The 18254-nt window shown below is 70.4% G+C and carries 13 protein-coding genes; 4 read left to right on the top strand and 9 right to left on the bottom strand.

Going from position 1 to position 18254, the window contains the following annotated elements:
* Positions 1 to 13: 13 nt before the first annotated feature.
* From C0010_RS15405 to C0010_RS07625, 9 genes are all read right to left on the bottom strand, one after another.
* A complete protein-coding gene (locus C0010_RS15405; protein ID WP_408631075.1) occupies positions 14 to 1072 on the bottom strand; it encodes a Gfo/Idh/MocA family protein in 1059 nt (352 codons plus the stop codon).
* Between the two features lie 284 nt (positions 1073 to 1356).
* Positions 1357 to 2403, bottom strand: coding sequence for a M14 family metallopeptidase (locus tag C0010_RS07660; protein WP_105566481.1), 1047 nt, complete (start codon positions 2401 to 2403; stop codon positions 1357 to 1359).
* 128 nt (positions 2404 to 2531) lie between these two features.
* Positions 2532 to 5810 carry an InlB B-repeat-containing protein gene (locus tag C0010_RS07655; protein WP_198410802.1) on the bottom strand — a complete coding sequence of 1093 codons (3279 nt, stop codon included), beginning with the start codon at positions 5808 to 5810 and terminating at the stop codon, positions 2532 to 2534.
* A gap of 104 nt (positions 5811 to 5914) precedes the next feature.
* The gene (locus tag C0010_RS07650; RefSeq protein ID WP_105566479.1) at positions 5915 to 8371 is read right to left on the bottom strand and encodes a pectate lyase family protein; all 2457 of its coding nucleotides are present in this window, start codon (positions 8369 to 8371) and stop codon (positions 5915 to 5917) included.
* 77 nt (positions 8372 to 8448) lie between these two features.
* Positions 8449 to 9747, bottom strand: coding sequence for an ABC transporter substrate-binding protein (locus C0010_RS07645; protein WP_105566478.1), 1299 nt, complete (start codon positions 9745 to 9747; stop codon positions 8449 to 8451).
* 59 nt (positions 9748 to 9806) lie between these two features.
* A complete protein-coding gene (locus tag C0010_RS07640) occupies positions 9807 to 10742 on the bottom strand; it encodes a carbohydrate ABC transporter permease (protein ID WP_198410801.1) in 936 nt (311 codons plus the stop codon).
* Positions 10735 to 11658, bottom strand: a complete 924-nt coding sequence (locus C0010_RS07635) for a carbohydrate ABC transporter permease (protein ID WP_105566477.1) — start codon at positions 11656 to 11658, stop codon at positions 10735 to 10737. The genes C0010_RS07640 and C0010_RS07635 overlap by 8 nt, the downstream gene beginning before the upstream one ends.
* A gap of 144 nt (positions 11659 to 11802) precedes the next feature.
* Positions 11803 to 12612: a DUF6807 family protein gene (locus C0010_RS07630; protein WP_105566476.1), complete on the bottom strand. Its 810-nt coding sequence runs from the start codon at positions 12610 to 12612 to the stop codon at positions 11803 to 11805.
* Positions 12609 to 13628, bottom strand: coding sequence for a LacI family DNA-binding transcriptional regulator (locus tag C0010_RS07625; protein WP_105566475.1), 1020 nt, complete (start codon positions 13626 to 13628; stop codon positions 12609 to 12611). The genes C0010_RS07630 and C0010_RS07625 overlap by 4 nt, the downstream gene beginning before the upstream one ends.
* Before the next feature lie 65 nt (positions 13629 to 13693).
* On the opposite strand from C0010_RS07625, the gene C0010_RS07620 reads away from it, so the two are divergent.
* The 4 genes from C0010_RS07620 to C0010_RS07605 all read left to right on the top strand — a co-directional run bounded on the left by C0010_RS07620 (position 13694) and on the right by C0010_RS07605 (position 18141).
* Positions 13694 to 14755: a M24 family metallopeptidase gene (locus C0010_RS07620; protein WP_105566474.1), complete on the top strand. Its 1062-nt coding sequence runs from the start codon at positions 13694 to 13696 to the stop codon at positions 14753 to 14755.
* A 70-nt stretch (positions 14756 to 14825) separates the two neighbouring features.
* Positions 14826 to 16172: a Gfo/Idh/MocA family protein gene (locus C0010_RS07615; protein ID WP_105566473.1), complete on the top strand. Its 1347-nt coding sequence runs from the start codon at positions 14826 to 14828 to the stop codon at positions 16170 to 16172.
* Positions 16169 to 17083, top strand: a complete 915-nt coding sequence (locus C0010_RS07610; RefSeq protein ID WP_105566472.1) for an NAD-dependent epimerase/dehydratase family protein — start codon at positions 16169 to 16171, stop codon at positions 17081 to 17083. Before C0010_RS07615 ends, C0010_RS07610 begins: the two co-directional genes overlap by 4 nt.
* Positions 17080 to 18141 carry a mandelate racemase/muconate lactonizing enzyme family protein gene (locus tag C0010_RS07605; RefSeq protein WP_105566471.1) on the top strand — a complete coding sequence of 354 codons (1062 nt, stop codon included), beginning with the start codon at positions 17080 to 17082 and terminating at the stop codon, positions 18139 to 18141. The genes C0010_RS07610 and C0010_RS07605 overlap by 4 nt, the downstream gene beginning before the upstream one ends.
* The last annotated feature ends 113 nt before the right edge of the window (positions 18142 to 18254 follow it).

Raw genomic sequence — 18254 nt, 5'->3', positions numbered from 1 at the left:
GAAACGGGGCCGCTCAGCCCCGCGTGAACGCGCTGCCGAGCTGGGTGAACGTGCGCTCCTCGCGCAGGGCGCGGTCGACCTCGGCCGCGACGCCCGCGATCACTCGGCGCGGGCCCCACTCGTCGTCGACGGTCGCCACCTCAGCCGAGGCGGCCCGGCGCGGGTCGGGGGCGCTCATGACGCCCTCGACGAGCCGCATGAAGGCGCCCGTCTCGACCAGGGGCGCGATCAGCGGGGCGCCGTCGGTGCGCGCATCGACGAGGTTCTCGAGCAGCGGCGAGCGGCCGACGGTCTCCGTGGAGACGACCACGCCCGACGCATCGAGCCGCTCGATGACGTCCTGGGTGTACCAGAACCGGATCGTGCCCTCCGAGCCGACGACGTCGACGAGCGGCTCGACCTGCTCGCGCGCCGCCACCGTCACGGCGGTCGTGAGCCGCACGCCGCCCGGCAGCTCGAAGATCGCGACCGAGGTGTCGTCCGCCTCGATGTCGTTCGCCCGCCACAGGTCGAGCTCGAGGCCGCGGACATCGTCGACGCGGGTCGCCCCCGCGATCGCCAGGGCCGTCGCGGTCGCGTGCGCGAACGGGTTGGTGAGCGCTCCGTCTGCGACGACGACCCCGTCCATGCGGCGCTTCCCTGCCCACTTCGAGCGGTTGAAGTAGGCGAAGCTCCTGAGCCACGTGCCGCGCGCGCCGTAGCGCACGACGTCGCCGATCTCACCCGACGCGATCCGATCCCGGATGATCCGGATGCCCTCCGAGCCGAGGCTCTGGAAGCCGATCTGCACGCGCGCGCCCCTCGCCCCCGCCAGGGCGACGAGCTCCTCGAACTGCTCGAGCGTCGCCGTGGTCGGCTTCTCGAGGAGCACGTCGTTGCCGGCTTCGATGGCCGCGGACGCGAGATCGAAGTGGGTGTGGATCGGCGTCGCGATCGCGACGATGTCGGTGCCGCCTGCGGCGATCATCTCGGCGCCGTCGGTGAAGACCGCTGTGCCGGCCGGGAGCTCCTCGGCAGCGGGCGGGTGCGTGTCGGCGACCGCGGCGAGCAGCGCCGTGCCCTCCTCCTGCATCCGGATCGCCGTGTTCATGTGGTGCTTTCCGTAGCCACCGGTTCCGATGACGGCGATGCGAGGTGCGTTCATGCGGTGTGGTCCTCAGGGTCGGTGCGAACAGCGCGGCAGGGGCGCGGGCGCCCGCGCCGTCGACCCAGTCTAGCCGAGCAAGCGCTTTCCGGCATCGGGGCGCACTCGGCTCGCGGCCGATGCGCCCGGACGCCCGATCGCGCCGGGGTGCGGGAACGGGGAGCCGTGCGCCCCGGCGCGTTCGGGCAGGCCGCGTCAGCTCGGCCGGCCGGTCATTCCTTGCAGGAGGTGCGGATGCGGTCGCCGCGCTCCGGCAGGTCGTACGCGGTCTCCGGGTCGACGGACTCGAAACTGCCGTCGGCGAACGCGCCGAGCACGGAGTCCATGCTCGTCAGCGCCTCCTTCGTGAGCACGCCGGACGACTTCTGGCCCGCTTCCTGCTGACCGCGCTGCTCGATCAGGAGGGTGGGGATGCCGTCCATCGACAGGCCGTTGCGCGCCGTGGTGGCGGTGTCGGACTGCGGGTAGAGCGTGACGGCGGCGTGGCCGCTGCCCGCCAGGCCCTCACCGATGACCGACGCGGCGCGCTTGCCCGTGTCGGCGACCTCGGGCGCGACATCCGGGTGCGTGCCCCACATGACCGACATGGTCGCCATGCCGCCGTCCTCGGTGCCGTAGGTGACCTGGTGGTGGTAGTCGAGGACGAGGTCGGGCTGGAGCTCGGTCAGGAGGTCCTGGATGGCGACCGCTTCCGGGGCGAGACTCATGTCCTGATCGGAGGGGCCGAACGTGCGGTTCAGGTCCACGTCATTGCTGTTGCGGCGCGGGTCGAGGCGGCTCGCCCAGTCGTCGCGGTTGTACCGCTCCCACCCGTCGGGGTTGAGGCGGGGCACCACGACGAGCGTGACCGCGTCGCGGACCTCCTGCGCGGAAGCCGTCGGTGCCGAAACGCTCTTCAGCAGCGCCACGGCCGCCTCGGTTCCGATCGGCTCGTCGCCGTGGATCTGGGTCTGCACGACGAGCGTACGGGGGCCGCTGCCGACGGTCACGGCGTTCAGCGCGCGCCCCTCGACCGATCGGCCGATCTCCTCGACGGAGACGACGTCGCCTCGCCGCGACTCGAGCCGGTCGATCTCGTTCTGCAGCTCCTCGTTCGACAGCATGCCGTTCAGGTTGATCGGCTGCTTGCCGCACTGCACGTACGGGCCGTTCGGCGTCGAATCGGGGCTCGCGTGCGCCGGCGCAGCGAGCGCGGCGATCGAGAGGGGCAGTGCCAGGGCGGCCGCGGCCAGCGCGGCGATGGGACGGCGACGTCGCACGTCAGTCTCCTTCTTCGGGGAACAGGGCTCCCCTCAGTCAACCCGAACCGGGGCCGGCGCGGAAGCCGGTCGCCGCGCGTCCCGCGCATCGGCGCCCCGCTCGCGGGGCGCCGATGCGCGGGACGCGATCAGCCGACCAGGCGGACGTCCCTGACCCCCGTGTTGTCGTACGTGGCGACGTGGACGCGGTAGCCGGCGACCTCGAACACGCCCGACGCGTTGTTCCTGATCGTGAACGCCTCCACGTGCTCCCTGGACGTGCCTCGGGAGTACTCCTCCGTGACCGTGATCGTGAGCGCGTTCTCGGGTCCCGCGACCTTGTCGACGCGCGCCGACGGCTCGGCCGCGACGAGCATCTCCCAGCACGCGTAGAGCGTCAGGTCCCCGGTCACGGCGCTGCCGAAGTCGTACATCGCCTCGCACGACGGGTCGGTCGCCCAGGCGAAGAACAGGTCCTCGCCGCGCGTCGGCGCCGCCGGTTCGCCGACCGCGGCGCCCGCCTCCACGGTCACCGGGGCGACGTCGCTGCCGCCCCTGGTGTCGAACGTCACGGTGCTCTCGCGCGCCGCCTCCTCCGCCGTGACCGTCACGCCGTGCAGCATCACGGTGTTGTTGGTCATCATGCCGCTGCCCGCGTAGTCGTACGACGAGTTGCCGGAGTTGTTGATCCGGAACCCGAAGCCGGCGTCGTCGTTCCCGCGCAGTGCCCCCGTCGTGTCGGTCCACGCGAGATCGACCGAGTTCGACAGCCCCTGCTCCACCTGGAGGGGCGTTCGCTCGGACTCGGTCGTCGCCCGCACCCGCAGGGTATCGCCCTCGACGCCGATCGTGATCTCGCTCTTCGGCATGAACGCCGCCGTCCGGATGGGCTCAGTCACGGGCGTCACCGTGTCGCCGTCGTACCTGTTCAGCGTCCACATCGTCGCGTTCGAACCGCCCGCCGCGGTCCGCTCGACGCGGAGCCCGTAGCCGACGCGCGCCGCCGGGTCGTACTTCACGTAGACGTCCATGAAGTGACCGCTTCCGCCGAACCCCTGCCCCTCGACCTTGCTGGTGGAGTAGTCCAGGGTCAGGCTCATGTCTCCGTATGCGCCTTCCTGCCCGAACACGAACCGCGTGCCTGCGCCGCCGGAGTTGTTCTGGAGCCCCCAGATCCGGTCCGTGCCGTTCGTTCCGATGCCCCAACCCCACGGCACGGCCGTGCCGCTGACGCGGTCGAAGAACCAGCGCCCCGTCGTGGTGAGGTGGTCCTCGTCCGTCACGAAGAGGTTCCTGAAGTCGGTCGACAGCGACGCCTCCGTCACGTCGGCCGCCTCGACCGGGCGCTCGGAGCGCACCGTGACGGGGTCTCCGTACCCGCTGAACTCGTACTTCGGCCGGATCACGGCGCGCAGGTACGAACCGACGTCGTAGCGGCCGAGCGCGTACTCGGTGTACGGCTCGTCGATGAAGAAGCCGGCGTCATCGTTGCGCATCGTCCCGATGTGGACGCCGTCGGTCGTGTCGGGGCCGCTCTCCCGGTACCAATCGATGACCGAGGCCTCCCGGTAGTCAGCCTCGTCCAGTGCGTAGTCGAGAGAGGCCGCGTTCTCGCCGATCGTCAGCGATGTGTCCGTGACGACAGGAGGGTCGACCGGGAGCGGCCGGATGTGCAGGGTCGCGCCCGCCGAGATGCCGCTCGGCAGCGTCGCCGTGACGATCGTGCTGATCTCGGCGCCCGTGGCGTTCGGCGCGGCCGTGAACGTCCCGACGCCCGTCTCCGGGTCGATGGTGCCGTCGAGGAGCTCGGTGTCGTACTCCCACTCGATCGCCGCGGGGTCGGCGGAGCCGGCGGGGGCGACCGCCGGCGTCAGCACGGCGCGATTCGACTCCCCCGTCTCGCCCGAGCGCATCGTCTTCCCCTCGGCGCCCACGAGGAACCGGTACGGCAGGTCGGCGAACGGCTCCCAGCCGCCGCCCGCCTGGCCCTTCGGGTCCCAGCCGTCGTCGCCCTTGAGCAGGTTGTAGACGTTGTACTCGTCGCCGACCTTGAACGCCTCGAGTGCCGACCCCGTCAGCTCCACCGATGTCTGCGGCTGAGCCGGGCTGATCGCCAGGGGTGCGCGTTCGTCTCCGATCGTGTTGTTCGACACGAAGTGGCGGGCGTCCTCGCGCACGACGTTCTCCCATTCGACCGTCTCGATCCGGCCGGAGAAATGCGTGTCGATGATGGCGAAGATGCCGTTGGCGTCCGGTCCGATCTCGTTGGACTGCTTCGCCAGGAAGACATCGCTGCTCGTCATCTGCGGCATGCCCACGACCTCGCTGCCGAGCAGGGCGACGATGCCGCCGTCGTCGGCGCCGTTGACGGACGGATGATTGCCGAAGAAATGGAACGTGCAGTTCTCGTAGACGTTCTTCTTCCCCGAGAACACCGAGTCGTCGGTCAGCTGGAAGAAGCTGTCCTTGAAGTACGCGCGCTCCGGTGCGAGGCCGAGCATCATGTTCAGATACCCGACGAACCGCATGTTCTCGAAATGGATCCGATCCGGGGCGCCCGTTCCGACGGCGCGCGTCAGCACCTCGGCGTGGTTCTTCGAATCGAGGCGCTTCTCGATGTTCTGTGAGGGATCGCGAGGATACACGAGATCCTGCTGAGCGTAGTTCGCGATCGTGATGTTCTCGCCGCGGAACCCCGAGGAGATGCCGAGGGAGTACCAGCTCCCATCGGCGCCGAGGCCGCTCTCGCCTCCCTCGCCGCGGTTGCCGGCGATGATGGTGTCGGTCGCGTCGTCCGTGAGGCCGAGGAACGACACGTCCTCGCCGAGGATGCTCAGCCCGACGTTCGGCCCGGCGATCACACCGCCCTCGCGGTACGTCCTGTCGGTCCAGTATACCCCGGGGGCGACGTAGACGGTCGTGCCGTCCGGAACCGTCAGGAGCCGTTCATCGTCCGAGAGCTCACCGAGCGCCTGCAGCGTCGACGCGACGTACGGGCTCTCCAGCTCCTCCTCGGACGCGTAGGCATTCAGCAGCAGGTGCGTCTCGTCGACCTGGACCCACTTCGCGTACAGCGTCAACGGCTCCGTCACGGTGCCGTTCCGGAAATCCCACATCGCGCTGCTCGCGGCCGCGTCGGCGTACCAGCCGACGAACACCGCGCCGTCCTTCGTCGGGCGGTCCGGCTCGGCGATCGCCGCACCCGGGCTCAGCCGCTGCGCTTCGACCTCGCCGCCGCCGCCGGTGTCGAAGGTCACGACCACCTCGCCCGCATCCTCGTCGGTCGCGGCCGGCGCGATCTGCCGCGCGATCGCGCCGGTGGGCCCGGTTCCGGCAGCGGCCGGCAGCGCCAGCCCGAACAGCGACAGCCCCGTCGCCAAGGAGATGCCGAGCGCAATGGCCCGACGAAAGGACGTCCGATCTCTCATGTGTCTCTCGTTCCTGTGTGGTGCCGAATCGTCGATGGTTCGCGCGCGGCGGGCGGCGCATCGTCGCATCCGATGGAGCGCCGCCCGCCGCTGTCACCGGATCGTCAGTCGACGAACCGGACGTCGCGGACCTTCGTGCCGCCGTACGTGTCGACGTGCACAAGGCGGGATCCGACCCGGTAGGCGCCGTCGGCGTTGTTCCGGACGTCGAATACCGCCGATTCCTCGAGCACGAGGCCGTCCGAGTACTCCTCGTCGACCGTGACGGTGAGCTGGTTCGTCGCGCCGGAGCGGCGCTCCACCGTCGCTGCCGGCGTCGCACGCACGAGCTCTCCGTTCAGCGCATAGGTCTCCGACCAGGGGCTGGCGCCCGCGGGGTTCACCGCCCTCACGCGGAACAGGAACTGCGCATCGGGATCGTCCGCCTCCGCCTGGATCTCGACGGACTCCGGCAGCGCGAACTGGTTCATCGTCTCCGTCAGGAGCGTCGTGGGCCGCGCGCTCGCCGCGATGGTCGCGATCGGGGTCCACTCCCCTTCTCCGCGATCCCACTCGACCTCGTACGCCTCGGCCAACGGGTCCTCGCCGGCCCAGTCGATCGTGAAGGTCCCCTCGTGCACGACGATGCGGCCGGGTTCGGGGATGAACTCGCTCGTCGCCGAACGCCGCTCATCGTTGATCTCGACGCCCGTGATCCTCGGCGCGCTGGGCGTCTGCTGCGGCACGTCCCTGCGGATCGCCCCCGCTCGCTCCTCGATCTCGGCCCTGAGCGCCGCCGCTTCGTCCGGCGTTCCCGTCGACCATACGCCGCCCTCAGCCGGCCGGAACGCCCAGTCGAGCTGCGCGAGCGGGTCCGTCTTCATCGTCGGGTTCGTCGTCGTGGAGCCGTCCGCCACCACGACGCCGACGTCGAGCGTCGGGTCGAAGTTCGCCGCGGAGGCCTCGTCGAGCACGTTCGGCTGCAGCGCCCCTGCCGCCTCGCGGAGCGAGTCGAGGTCCTCCTCCGTGATGCCGGCCTCGACATCGTCGGCACTGCGGAACCCTGCGACGCTCTCGGGGAAGTCGCCCTGTGCGACGGATTCCTGCGACACGATGAAGCCGGGAGCGTCGCCGAAGAAGTGGTTGAAGCCCGCGTTCGCGTCGGCGCTCTCGCCGGGCCCCGGCTCGTAGTCGATCACCTGAGACCCGCGCGCGTGCCCCTGGCGGCTGCGGAGGAACGGGTAGTTCACGTCGTCGAAGATGTTGCCCTCGGCCCAGACCGTCGCGTTGTGCGCCGCACCGATGCCGTAGCCCGTGTTCCGTTCCAGGAGCTGGTTGTGGAACGGGTGGCCCTGGATGTCCTGGTACAGGTTGTTGAAGACGTGCACCCGCCCGTTGCGGACGCGCGGCGTGCGCTCCTCGGAGCCGTGGAACCAGTTGTGGTGGATCGTGCCGTAGTGCTGGCTGATCGACCCCGTGCCGCCGCCGATGAGCATGGCCTTGCTGCTCCCGTCGAAGCGGTTGTAGTCGACGGTGTAGTTGCGCGCGTGGTTCGACACGTCGACGGCGCCGTCGCCTTTGGCCTGATCCGGATCCTGGCCGAGGGCGAGATGCTTGTTCTGGCCGTAGCCGAACGTGTTGTTGTGCACCCACAGGTTCGATGCCCTGGTCCCGCTCCCGCCGCCGTTGAGGTACACGGCGTCGTCCAGCCATTGGTCGAAGCTCAGGTTGCGGAACTCGACGTTGCTGGCGCCCGCGGTCGTGAAGCCCCACCCGTACACGGTCGCGTCCGGCCCGATGCCCTCGATCGTGACATCGCCGTTGCCCGCCCCGATCGACATCATCCGCCCGTCGCCGACGCCCGCCGGCACTTCGGCACCGGCCTCGGCCTTCGTCGCCGCGACCTCGTCGAACGATCCGACCGTTCCGATGACGCGCACGACGAGCGGCTCGTCGCCCTCGCGCGCATCGCCGCGCCCTTCCGCGAACACGGCGGCGTCGAAGTCGCCCATCGTCTCGGCGGTCAGGTAGACGAGCTCGGCATCCGGATCGATGCGGCCGTCGGCCAGGTAGCCCCCCGTGACGCCCTCGGGCGCTGCTCCGTTCGTGCCGGGGAAGCCGTAGACGTCTTCGTCGGAGGGGACGAAAGCCGCCCCGTTCCGCGGGTACGAGGAGGTCTGCAGCCCGTCGAACGCGTGCACGACAGCGCCGTCGCCGTCGCGCACCTCGATGTCGTACGTGCCCCGCGGCAGTCCGGGCACGTCGACGCGCCAAGTGCCGCGCGCCTCGTCGATGACCCGGACGAGCTGGGAGTCGACCTCATCCCATTCGGCGAGCCACCCCGAGATGCGGCTGTCGTCGCGCCAGTCGAAGGCCTCCTGCGCCCTGACGTACACGCGGTAGCCGTCGTCGCTTCCCGACCACGTCGCGTAGGCGCTCTCGAACCAGGTGCCGGCCTCGGCGCCGGATCCCGCTGCGTCCGTCGTCGCGGCGAGCGCCGGCGCGCCCGTCAGCGCGAGCGCCGCCGCCAGTGCGGCCCCGACGGCCGCCTTCGTCCTGCTGTTCCCTCTCGTGCGCTGCATGTCACTCCTTTGTGAATCGTGCTTCGGGTGGAAGAAGTGCGCCCCGCCCCCTGGAGAGGGAGCGGGGCGCGTGGGCATCAGCCCTGTGTCGCGGCGTTGACCTCGTCGATGAACGCCTGAGCCGCCTCCTCCGGCGTCTTGTCGCCGAAGAGCACCTCGGTGTTGAGCCGGATCGTGATGTCCTGCACCTCGCCGGAGCCGTCCGGCGGGACGGGGGTCGCGTCGCCGATCTCGTCCTCGATGTCGGACATGAACTCGCTCATCCGCTGGTCGGCGGGCTCCAGCTGGTCCTGGATCGCATCGCGCACGTCGAGGTTCGCCGGCAGACCGCGGTCGGTGAGCATGATCTCCGCCGCCTCCGGGTCGTTGAGCAGGAAGTCGACGAACTTGGCCGCTTCCTCCGGATGCTCCGTGTCCTCCGCGATGGAGTAGTACATGGCGGGCTTGAAGTACATTCCGGGAGCGTCGAACTCGGTCTCGCCCGGCATCCGGAGCAGCTCGAGGTCGTGGCCGGACGAGGCGCTCAGGGCACCGAGCTGATTGGACCACCAGATGCCCATGGCGCCGGTGTTCGTGCCGAGCAGCGAACCCTCCGGGCCCGCGTTCTGGATCTCGACGGTGCGCGAGGCGTCCGGCTGCCCGCCGTTCTCGATCAGTTGCTGGCCGATCTCGAAGAACTCCGTGACGGTCTCCACCGAGGCGCCGACGGTGCCGTCCTCGTTGTAGAGGTTCTCGCCGTGCTGGCGCGCCATGATGTTCAGGCCCGCCTCGTTGAAGCCGATGTCCTGCATGCCCCAGGCACCGTCGCCGAGGCCCTCCGAGAGCTGGCCGGCGATGTCGACGAAGTCCTCCCACGTCCACGTGGTGTCGTCGGGCATCTCGACGCCCGCCTCTGCGAACAGATCGGGGTCGGCGACGATCGTGTACGCGTTGACGCCGGTGGGGATGCCGTACTGCGCGCCGTCGATCTGGCCCGTGGCCAGCACGGCCTCGGGGATCTCGTCGGTCGCGATGTCGAGCTGCGACATGTCGGTGACGACGCCCCGCGTGGCGTAGTCGGCGATGAAACGCTCCTCCTGCGTCATGACGTCGGGGGCGTTGCCGCCGGCGACCGAGGTCGCGAGCTTGTCCCAGTACCCGCCCCAGTCGGTGTAGTCGGGCGTGACCGTGATGCCCTCGTTCTTCGATTCGAAGAGGTCGATGAGCTCCTGCGTCGACTGGTGGCGGTCGTCGGACCCCCACCACGAGAAGCGGATCTCGACGTCACCGCCTCCCCCGCCCCCTTCGTCGCCGGAGCCGCCGCATCCGGTGAGTGCCAGCGCGCCGACGGCGGTCAGCGCGATGGCCGAGTTGCGGACGTGCTTGTTGTATCGCATGTGTTCACTCCTTGGTGTGTGCGTTGAGAACGCCGTTGTTCTGTTCTGCGCCGGGGCGCTCACTTGATACCGGTCGTCGCGATTCCCTTCACGAGGTATTTCTGGCCGAACAGGAAGACGAAGAACACCGGGATCAGCGAGACGATCGACATCGCGAACAGCGCGCCCCACGAACTGGAGGTCGTCGCGTCGACGAACGTGCGCAGCGCGATCGGGACGGTGTACATCTCGGGGTCGGTGAGGAAGATCAGCTGGCTGAAGAAGTCGTTCCACGTCCAGATGAACGTGAAGATCGCGGTGGTCGCGAGGGCGGGCAGCGAGAGCGGCAGCATGATCTGCAGGAAGATGCGGCCGTGCCCGCAGCCGTCGATCCGCGCGGCCTCGTCGAGCTCCTTCGGGATGCCGCGGAAGAACTGCACCATCAGGAAGACGAAGAACGCGTCGGTCGCGAGCAGCTTCGGCACGATCAGCGGCAGGAAGGTGTTGATCCAGTCGAGGCCCGCGAACAGCACGTACTGCGGAACGATGATCACGTGGATCGGCAGCATGATCGACATCAGCATGATCGCGAACCAGAGCCCGCGGCCGCGGAACTTCAGTCGGGCGAAGGCGTACGCCGCCATCGAGCACGACACGAGGTTGCCGAGCACCGAGCCCGCGACGACGATCGCGGAGTTCCACAGGTAGTGGCCGAACGGATGCAGCAGGGCGTTCCAGCCCTCGCTGTAGTTGCTGAGGTCGATGTCGCTCGGGATGAGGCCCGGCTCGCGGAAGATCAGCTCGGTCGGCTTGAACGAGCTCGACAGCATCCACAGCAGCGGGTACAGCATGATGAAGCCGAAGACGATCAGGAGGACGTGCTTCAGCACGCGCTTCCAGGTCGGCCCGAGCGCCCTCCGCCGCATCCGGCGCGACTCGCGCGGGGTGAGCGAGATCGCCTCGGTGACGGTCGGTGCGGGCCGGGTGTCGGCCCTGCGGGTCAGCGAGTCAGTCATCGTAGAACACCCAGTACTTCGAGATCAGGAAGTTGGCCGCGGTCATGCCGGCGATGATGAGCAGCAGCAGCCAGGCGAGCGCCGATGCGTATCCCATGTCGTATGCGCCGAAGCCGCGCTGGTAGAGGTAGAGCGTGTAGAAGAGCGTCGAATCGACCGGCCCGCCCGTGCCGTTCGACACGATGAAGGCCTGCGTGAAGGTCTGGAACGCACCGATCAGCTGGAGCACGAGGTTGAAGAAGATGATGGGCGTCAGCAGCGGCACCGTGATCGACCAGAACTGCCGGAAGCGGCCCGCGCCGTCGATCGCGGCGGCTTCGTAGTACATCTGCGGGATCTGGCGCAGCCCCGCGAGGAAGATGACCATCGGGGCGCCGAACGTCCACACGTTCAGGACGATCAGGGTGCCGAGCGCGTAGTCGGGGTGCGAGACCCACCCCTCGCCCTGGATCCCGAAGAGCCCGAGCAGTTGGTTGATGAGGCCGTCGGCCCCGAACACCTGGCGCCACAGGATCGCGATCGCGACGGACGCGCCGAGCAGCGACGGGAGATAGAAGACCGAGCGGTAGATCGCCAGCCCCTTCAGCCCCTTGTCGAGGATGATCGCGAGCCCGAGCGCCGCGGCGAGCTGCAGCGGCACCGAGACGAACACGTACACGAAGGTGACGCCGAGGGCCTTCCCCAGCCGCGGGTCCTCCAGCATGCGCTGGTAGTTGTCGAGCCCGAGCCAGTTCGGCGCCTCGAGAAGGCTGTAGTCGGTGAACGACAGGTACAGGGAGGCCCCGAGCGGGAACGCCGTGATCAGGGCCAGCCCGATGAACCAGGGGGCCAGGAAGATGAGTGCCGCCCTGCCGTCGCCCTTGCGCCGTTCCGGTGGCGCCTTTCGCGTCTTGGCGAACTCTTGGATCACCGCCATGAATGCGTCCTCTCGTGGCTTCTTCGCCGTTGCGGATCTGCGTCGATCCTGTCGTGAGATGTTCTGCCGACCTGCGCCAGAAACCGGTTGCTGATGCGAACGTAGCACACCGGGAACCGGTTACCAAGGGGTCGCCGCGAGTTGTTACGAAGTGCGCACGAGCAGCTCTGCGGCGAGCGCCGCGGGGTCGCGCGGCGGACCGTCGAGCAGCGCAGCGCAGAGGTCGACCTCGAGGGCCTCCCCCGCCGCGAGGCGCCGCCTCTCGTCCACGGCGACGGCGGGGCCGAAGCCGACGTATTCGCCGGTGCGCACGAACCACGGCATGCCCGTCGCGGTCGCCGCGAGCACCGCCGCATCGTCGGCGACGACGAGGAGCCACGGCGACGTCGACCCGTGCGCGGCGGCCTCGCCCTCACCGTCGGAGCACGAGACGCGCGCTCTGTCGAACGCCGTGCGCCAGAAGAGCCCACCGTAGAACGCTCCGTCCCGGCCGTTCGTCTGCGGGCTCCCGAAGCTTGCGCCCCGGCCGCGCGGCGTCAGGCGCGATCGCCAGTGCACCTCCCAGCCGTCGTCCGCCCGGCGCGCCATCACCTCCCGCTCCTCGTCGAGCAGCTCCTCGCCCCCGGCGCCGACCCACACGAGGCGCTCGCTGAGGGCTCCCGGCCCCGCGACCTCACGCGAGAGCACCCGCTGCCGGCCATGGTTGTCGAGCATCGTCGGCCCTGCACCGCGGACGAACGTGCGGCCACCCCAGAAGCTCGTGCCATCGACATCCGGGATCGCCAGGCTGAGCCCGAAGTGGTGCGCGTGGTCGGCCGGCGCCGTGTCCGTGGCAGGCACTCCCGATGGGGTCGTCGCGGTGAGGAACGGGCGGGGCGACAGCTCGGGCGCGATGCCGTCGCCGGTGTCGTACCGCACGGCGGCGGCCCCGTCGCGCAGCAGCTCGATGATCATGCGCGCTCCCCCGCGCTGCCGCGCTCCGCCAGAGACGGGGCGAACATCACGGGCTCGCGCTCGCCGACGCCGCCGACCATCTCGGCGCGCAGCTCGCGCCACAGCCGTTCGCCCACGTCGCCGAGCCCCGACGTCATGGTCGTCAGCGAGGGCGACGAGTACTGCGAGAACGGGATGTCGTCGAAGCCGACGACCGAGAGGTCGCCGGGCACCGACACGCCCTCCTGCGCCAGGCGGCCGAGCAGGCCGAGCGCGACGACGTCGTTGAACGCGATCGCGGCACTCGCCCCCGTCTCCGACAGCGCAGGCCACGCAGCGTGTCCGTCGGCGAACGAGTGCCCGCACGGAACCGCGAGGATGTCGACGTCGGGATGCCTCTCGCGGACCTCGTCGAGCCCCTTCTCGCGCTCCCAGTTCGAACGACTGAACGCGGGGCCCTCGAGGAAGGCGATGCTCCGGTGCCCGAGCCCGATCAGGTGCTCGGCCAACAGCACGATGCCCTGCCGGTAGTCGACCAGGACCGAGGGGGCGTTCCTCCCCGTCGTGCGGTTGAAGACGGCGACGGGCTGCACCCTCGGCAAGAGGTCGAGCAGGTTCTCGCGCGTCATGCGCGGCGCGAACAGCGCGATCGCGTCGGTGCGGTCGCGCAGGTCGAGCGCCAGCCCCGGCTCGCGCTCCGCGTCTTCGAACGCGTCGGAGACGACGACGTGGTAGCCGTCCGCCGCAGCGGCACGGTTGAAGCCGTTCAGCACCTGGTGGAACATCGGGTTCTCGAGATCAGGCACGAGCACGCCCACCGTGCGGCTCTCGCCCAGTGAGAGCGATCGCGCCGTCTGGCTCGGCGAGTACCCGAGCTCGTCGATCACGTCCCGCACGCGCTGCGCGATGTCGGCGTTCACGGTCGACACGCCGTTCATCACCCGCGAGACGGTCGCCTTCGACACGCCTGCGGCCGCGGCGATATCGGAGATCGTCGTGCCGCGCGTCGTGGTCTGCCCCGCTCTTCTGGTCGCCATCGTGACCGCCTCCCGTGTTCGTCCGGCGAGTTCACAATAAGCGGGAAACCGGTTACTGTCTACCTATGGCAGTTTCCATCGAGGTCGATGCGGGCGATCGCCCGGCGAAGCTCCGCCGCGTCGCGTCGGTGCTCGAACAGCGCGGCGCGGGCGCGGTCGTGCTCGCGACGCCCGCCTCGCTCGCGTGGCTGTTCGAAGGTGCCCGCACGGGCGTTCCGCTCGGCGGCGCCCCCGTGCTCTCAGCACTCGTCGACCGCGACGGCCGCGTCGCGATCACGACGCTCGCCAATGAGGTCGACCGCCTCGCGGCCGAGGAGATCGGCGGTGACGTCGACTGGCGCGTCGTGCCCTGGCACGCGAGCCTCGGCGACATCCCGGATGGGGCGGTCGCGGAGGAGGAGATCGCCGGCGAGCTGCGCGCGGCGCGCGCCTCCCTGCTCCCGGCCGAGCTCGACCGCTACCGGTCGCTCGGCGCCGACACCGCAGCCGCCGTCACGCGGGTCCTCGGCGAGGCGCGGCCCGACTGGTCGGAGCGCACCCTCGCCTCCCGGCTCGCCGCCGCGTCCTACGACATCGGCGCGGAGCCGTCGGTCGTGCTCGTCGCGGGCGCATCGCGATCCCGCGTGCAGCACCCGATCCCGACCGATGCCCCGCTCGGCGACCGCGCCCTGGCCGTCGTCACGACCGTCAGGCGCGGGCTGCACGCGAGCATGTCGCGTTGGGTTGCGTTCTCCGACGACCAGGCGAACACCGACGCCGAGGCCCGCCTCCGCGAGGTCGAGGCCGACGTGTTCGCCGCCGCCCGCCCCGGCCGGGGGTACGATGACGTCTTCCGCGACATCCGGGCCGCGTACGCCGCGAACGGCTTCGGCCGCGACGCGTGGGCGCGCCACCACCAGGGCGGGCCGACGGGCTACGCCGGGCGCGACCCGAAGCTCGCCCCGGACTCCGTCGGCACCGTCGCCGAGCGCCAGGCCTTCGCGTTCAACCCCTGGGTCCCCGGTGCCAAGCTCGAGGACACGATCATCACGAGCTCGGCCGGCGTCGAGGTGCTCACGCGCGACCCCGTGTGGCCGACCGCAGACGTCCGCGGCCTCCCCCGGCCGCTCCCCCTCACGCGCGCATGACCGGCGGCGCGACCCCGCACGCAGACACACCCGACGAGCAACCGATTTCTTCCGAGAGGATCACGTTCACATGACCCGCCGCTTCGCCCTCATCGGCACCGGATCCCGCGCCCAGATGTACCTCGAGGCGCTCGCGACGACGCACGCGGACGCGGGCCGGCTCGTCGCGTGGGCCGACACGAACCCGGGCCGCCTCGACTGGCACGAGCGGCAGACTCCTGGCCTCGGCTCCCCGCGCCGCTTCGATCCGGACGACCTCGCGGCCGTCGTAGCCGAGGACTCGATCGACGCCGTCATCGTGACGACCCCCGACCACCTGCACGCGCGGTACGTCGTCGCCGCCCTCGACGCCGGGGCCGACGCGATCGTCGAGAAGCCGCTCACGATCGACGAGGGCGGCGTCCGAGCAATCGCCGAGGCGGCAGAACGGACGGGCCGCAGCGTGACCATCACGTTCAACTACCGCTACTCGCCGCGGAACTCCGCGCTGAAGCGGGTCATCGCGTCCGGGGAGATCGGCGATGTGACGAGCGTGCACTTCGAGTGGGTGCTCGACACGGCGCACGGCGCCGATTACTTCCGCCGCTGGCACCGAGACAAAGCCAACTCCGGCGGGCTCCTCATTCACAAGTCGAGCCACCACTTCGACCTCGTGAACTGGTGGATCCACGACACCCCGAGCCGCGTGTTCGCCTCGGGCGGGCTGCGCTTCTACGGAGCCGAGAACGCGCGTGCCCGCGGCCTCGGTGAGCGCGCCGAACGCGGTTCGACGGACGACCCCCGCACCGACGCGTTCAGCCTCGACATGCGTGCCGACGACAAGCTCAAGGGGCTGTACTTCGAGCAGGAGGCGAACGACGGCTACCTCCGCGACCGCGACGTGTTCGACGAGGGCATCACGATCGAGGACAACCTGGCCCTCATCGTCGATTACTCGGGCGGCCCGACCATGAGCTACTCGCTCAACGCGCACTCGCCGTGGGAGGGGTACACGGTCGCGGTGAACGGCACGAAGGGCCGTGCGGAGCTCACGGTCGTCGAGCGGGGCAGCGTCGTCACCGATGACGAGGGCCGCACCGTCGTCGACCCGAGCGCCAGGCCCGACCTCGTCGTCGACGACCGAGCCAGGCCCGCGAGCGAGAGCCTCGTCGTGCAGACGCATTTCTCCCCCGCGCGCGAGATCCCGATCCCCGTCGCCGACGGCGGCCACGGCGGTGGCGACCAGGAGCTCCTGGGCGACGTGTTCCACGGCGCGGGCGACGACCCGCTCGGCCTCACCGCCGACTGGACGGACGGCGTGCGCAGCGTCGTCGTCGGCATCGCGGGCAACCGGTCGCTCGCCACGGGCGAAGCGGTGAGGATCGCCGACCTCGACCTCGGCCCGGCATCCCGCGCGCTCGGCGGTGAATCGCGATGAGCCGAATCATCGTCACGGGGGGCGCCGGCCGGCTCGGCCGCAGCGTCGTCGCGGCACTCGCGGCCGAGGGGCACGAGGTGACGTCGCTCGACCGCGAGGCCCTCGACGGGCTCCCGGCTCGGCAGGTCGCCGTCGACCTCCTCGACGCCGGCGCGACTTCGGCGGTCTTCTCCGACATCCGCCCCGCCGCCGTCGTGCACCTGGCGGCGATCGCCGTACCGGGTGCCCTGCCCGACCCCGACACGTACCGCATCAACACGCAGCTCGTCTGGTCGGTGCTGCAGGCGTCCCTCGACGCGGGCGCGGAGAAGATGCTCCTCGCCTCCAGCCCCACCGTCATGGGCTATCACTCCCCCAGCGGCTGGAAGCCCGATTACCTGCCGCTCGACGAGGATCACCCCGTCGCGCCGTGGAACGGATATGGCGCGTCGAAGGTCGCGATGGAGCAGATCGTGCAGATGGCGGTGCGCCAGCACGGCGGCCGGATGAGCTTCGGCGTCTTCCGCCCCTGCTACGTGATCGCTCCGGAGGAGTGGGCAGGCGCGCCCACTCAGCAGGGGCACACGGTCGCCGAGCGCATCTCCGACCCGGCGCTCAGCGCCGTTGCGCTGTTCAACTACGTCGACGCGCGCGACGCGGGGGCGTTCGTGGCCGCATGGGTCGAGCGCGCGGCCGATGTGCCGAACGGATCGACGTTCTTCGTCGGGGCGCCCGATGCCCTCTGCGAATCCGACACGGCCACCGCCATCCGGAGCTTCCTGCCGGCGGCGGCGGGTGCCGCCGACCAGCTGACCGGTTCGCAGTCGATGTTCTCGAGCGCGCGCGCCGAGGAGCTGCTGGGGTGGCGCGCCAGGCACCTCTGGCGGGACGAGCTCGTGCGCACCCCCGACACGGCGGGGGCGACCGGATGACTGCGACGATCGCCGCCGTCGACACGCGTCTGATCACGGTCCCGCTGACTCGCCCGTGGGGCCCCGACGTCACGGAGATCAGCGTCGTCGCGGTCGACGTGACCGACTCATCCGGCGCCGTGGGGCACGGCTTCTCGTGGACGCCGTCGATCGGCGCCCGCGCCGTGCAGGCGCTGCTCGACCACGACATCGCCAGCGCCGCGATCGGCCGTGACGCCGAGCCCGACGTCTGGCGCGCCCTGTGGGAGCACCTGCACGAGGCCGGGGGCGGCGGGGTCACGACGATCGCGCTCGCGGGGCTCGACCTCGCGCTGTGGGATCTGCGCGCGCGCCGCGCGGACCGGAGCGTCACCGACCTGCTGGGCCGCAGGCACGCGTCGCTCCCGGCGTACGGCAGCGGCGTGAACCTGCACTACTCGCTCGACGATCTCGTCGGCCAGGTCGAGCGCTGGGTCGCCGATGGTTTCACGGCGGTGAAGTTCAAGGTCGGCAGCCCCGACATCGCCCGCGACGTCGAGCGCGTGGCCGCCGTGCGCGACGTGCTCGGCCCTGATCGCACCCTCATGATCGATGCGAACCAGCGCTGGTCGCTCGAGAAGGCGACCGACGCGATGGGCAGGCTCGCGGAGTTCTCGCCCGCCTGGATCGAGGAGCCCCTGCGCGCCGATGACATCGCGGGTCACGCCGAGCTGCGCCGCCGCATCGATGTGCCGATCGCGTTCGGCGAGAATCGGCACACCTGGTACCAGTTCCGCGACGCGATCGACGCGGGCGCCGTCGATGTGATCCAGCCCAACGTGATCAGGGTCGGCGGCATCACGCCCTTCTTGGAGATCGCGGAGCTCGCCCGCGACCGCGGGGCACAGCTCGCGCCGCACCTGCTGCCGGAGCTGTCGAGCCAGCTGTCGTACGCGCTCCCCGAGGAGACGTGGGTCGAGGACGTCGAGTCTGCCGGCTTCGGCGAGCTCGGAGCGCTCGCGGAGCCGACGGGGCTGCGCATCGCGGACGGGCGGGCGACGGGCGGCCCGGCGCTGGGGCTCGGCATCCGGTTCCGCTGATCGCCAGCGCTGACGCATTCCGGCCCGGCGTGCCGCTTCCGAGCCTCGATGGGCCCGGCGATGCGGGCCCGTGCGGGCAACACTCCCCCACCCGCCCGTGATCCGCTCGGATG

Origin of the sequence: Microbacterium halophytorum, assembly GCF_002970975.1 — a bacterium.
Lineage (GTDB): Bacteria > Actinomycetota > Actinomycetes > Actinomycetales > Microbacteriaceae > Microbacterium > Microbacterium halophytorum.
The sequence above is the reverse complement of the archived record's forward strand: the minus strand, read 5'-3'. Positions and strand labels throughout refer to the sequence as shown.

What these genes read in the sequence shown, in the direction of transcription:
- C0010_RS07630 (WP_105566476.1), bottom strand. Translation starts at nt 12,612, where the DNA reads ATGATCATCGAGCTGCTGCGCGACGGGGCCGCCGCCGTGCGGTACGAC.
- C0010_RS07610 (WP_105566472.1), top strand. Translation starts at nt 16,169, where the DNA reads ATGAGCCGAATCATCGTCACGGGGGGCGCCGGCCGGCTCGGCCGCAGC.
- C0010_RS07605 (WP_105566471.1), top strand. Translation starts at nt 17,080, where the DNA reads ATGACTGCGACGATCGCCGCCGTCGACACGCGTCTGATCACGGTCCCG.
- C0010_RS07640 (WP_198410801.1), bottom strand. Translation starts at nt 10,742, where the DNA reads ATGACTGACTCGCTGACCCGCAGGGCCGACACCCGGCCCGCACCGACC.
- C0010_RS07635 (WP_105566477.1), bottom strand. Translation starts at nt 11,658, where the DNA reads ATGGCGGTGATCCAAGAGTTCGCCAAGACGCGAAAGGCGCCACCGGAA.
- C0010_RS07620 (WP_105566474.1), top strand. Translation starts at nt 13,694, where the DNA reads ATGGCAGTTTCCATCGAGGTCGATGCGGGCGATCGCCCGGCGAAGCTC.
- C0010_RS07645 (WP_105566478.1), bottom strand. Translation starts at nt 9,747, where the DNA reads ATGCGATACAACAAGCACGTCCGCAACTCGGCCATCGCGCTGACCGCC.
- C0010_RS07655 (WP_198410802.1), bottom strand. Translation starts at nt 5,810, where the DNA reads ATGAGAGATCGGACGTCCTTTCGTCGGGCCATTGCGCTCGGCATCTCC.
- C0010_RS15405 (WP_408631075.1), bottom strand. Translation starts at nt 1,072, where the DNA reads ATGCAGGAGGAGGGCACGGCGCTGCTCGCCGCGGTCGCCGACACGCAC.
- C0010_RS07615 (WP_105566473.1), top strand. Translation starts at nt 14,826, where the DNA reads ATGACCCGCCGCTTCGCCCTCATCGGCACCGGATCCCGCGCCCAGATG.
- C0010_RS07650 (WP_105566479.1), bottom strand. Translation starts at nt 8,371, where the DNA reads ATGCAGCGCACGAGAGGGAACAGCAGGACGAAGGCGGCCGTCGGGGCC.
- C0010_RS07625 (WP_105566475.1), bottom strand. Translation starts at nt 13,628, where the DNA reads ATGGCGACCAGAAGAGCGGGGCAGACCACGACGCGCGGCACGACGATC.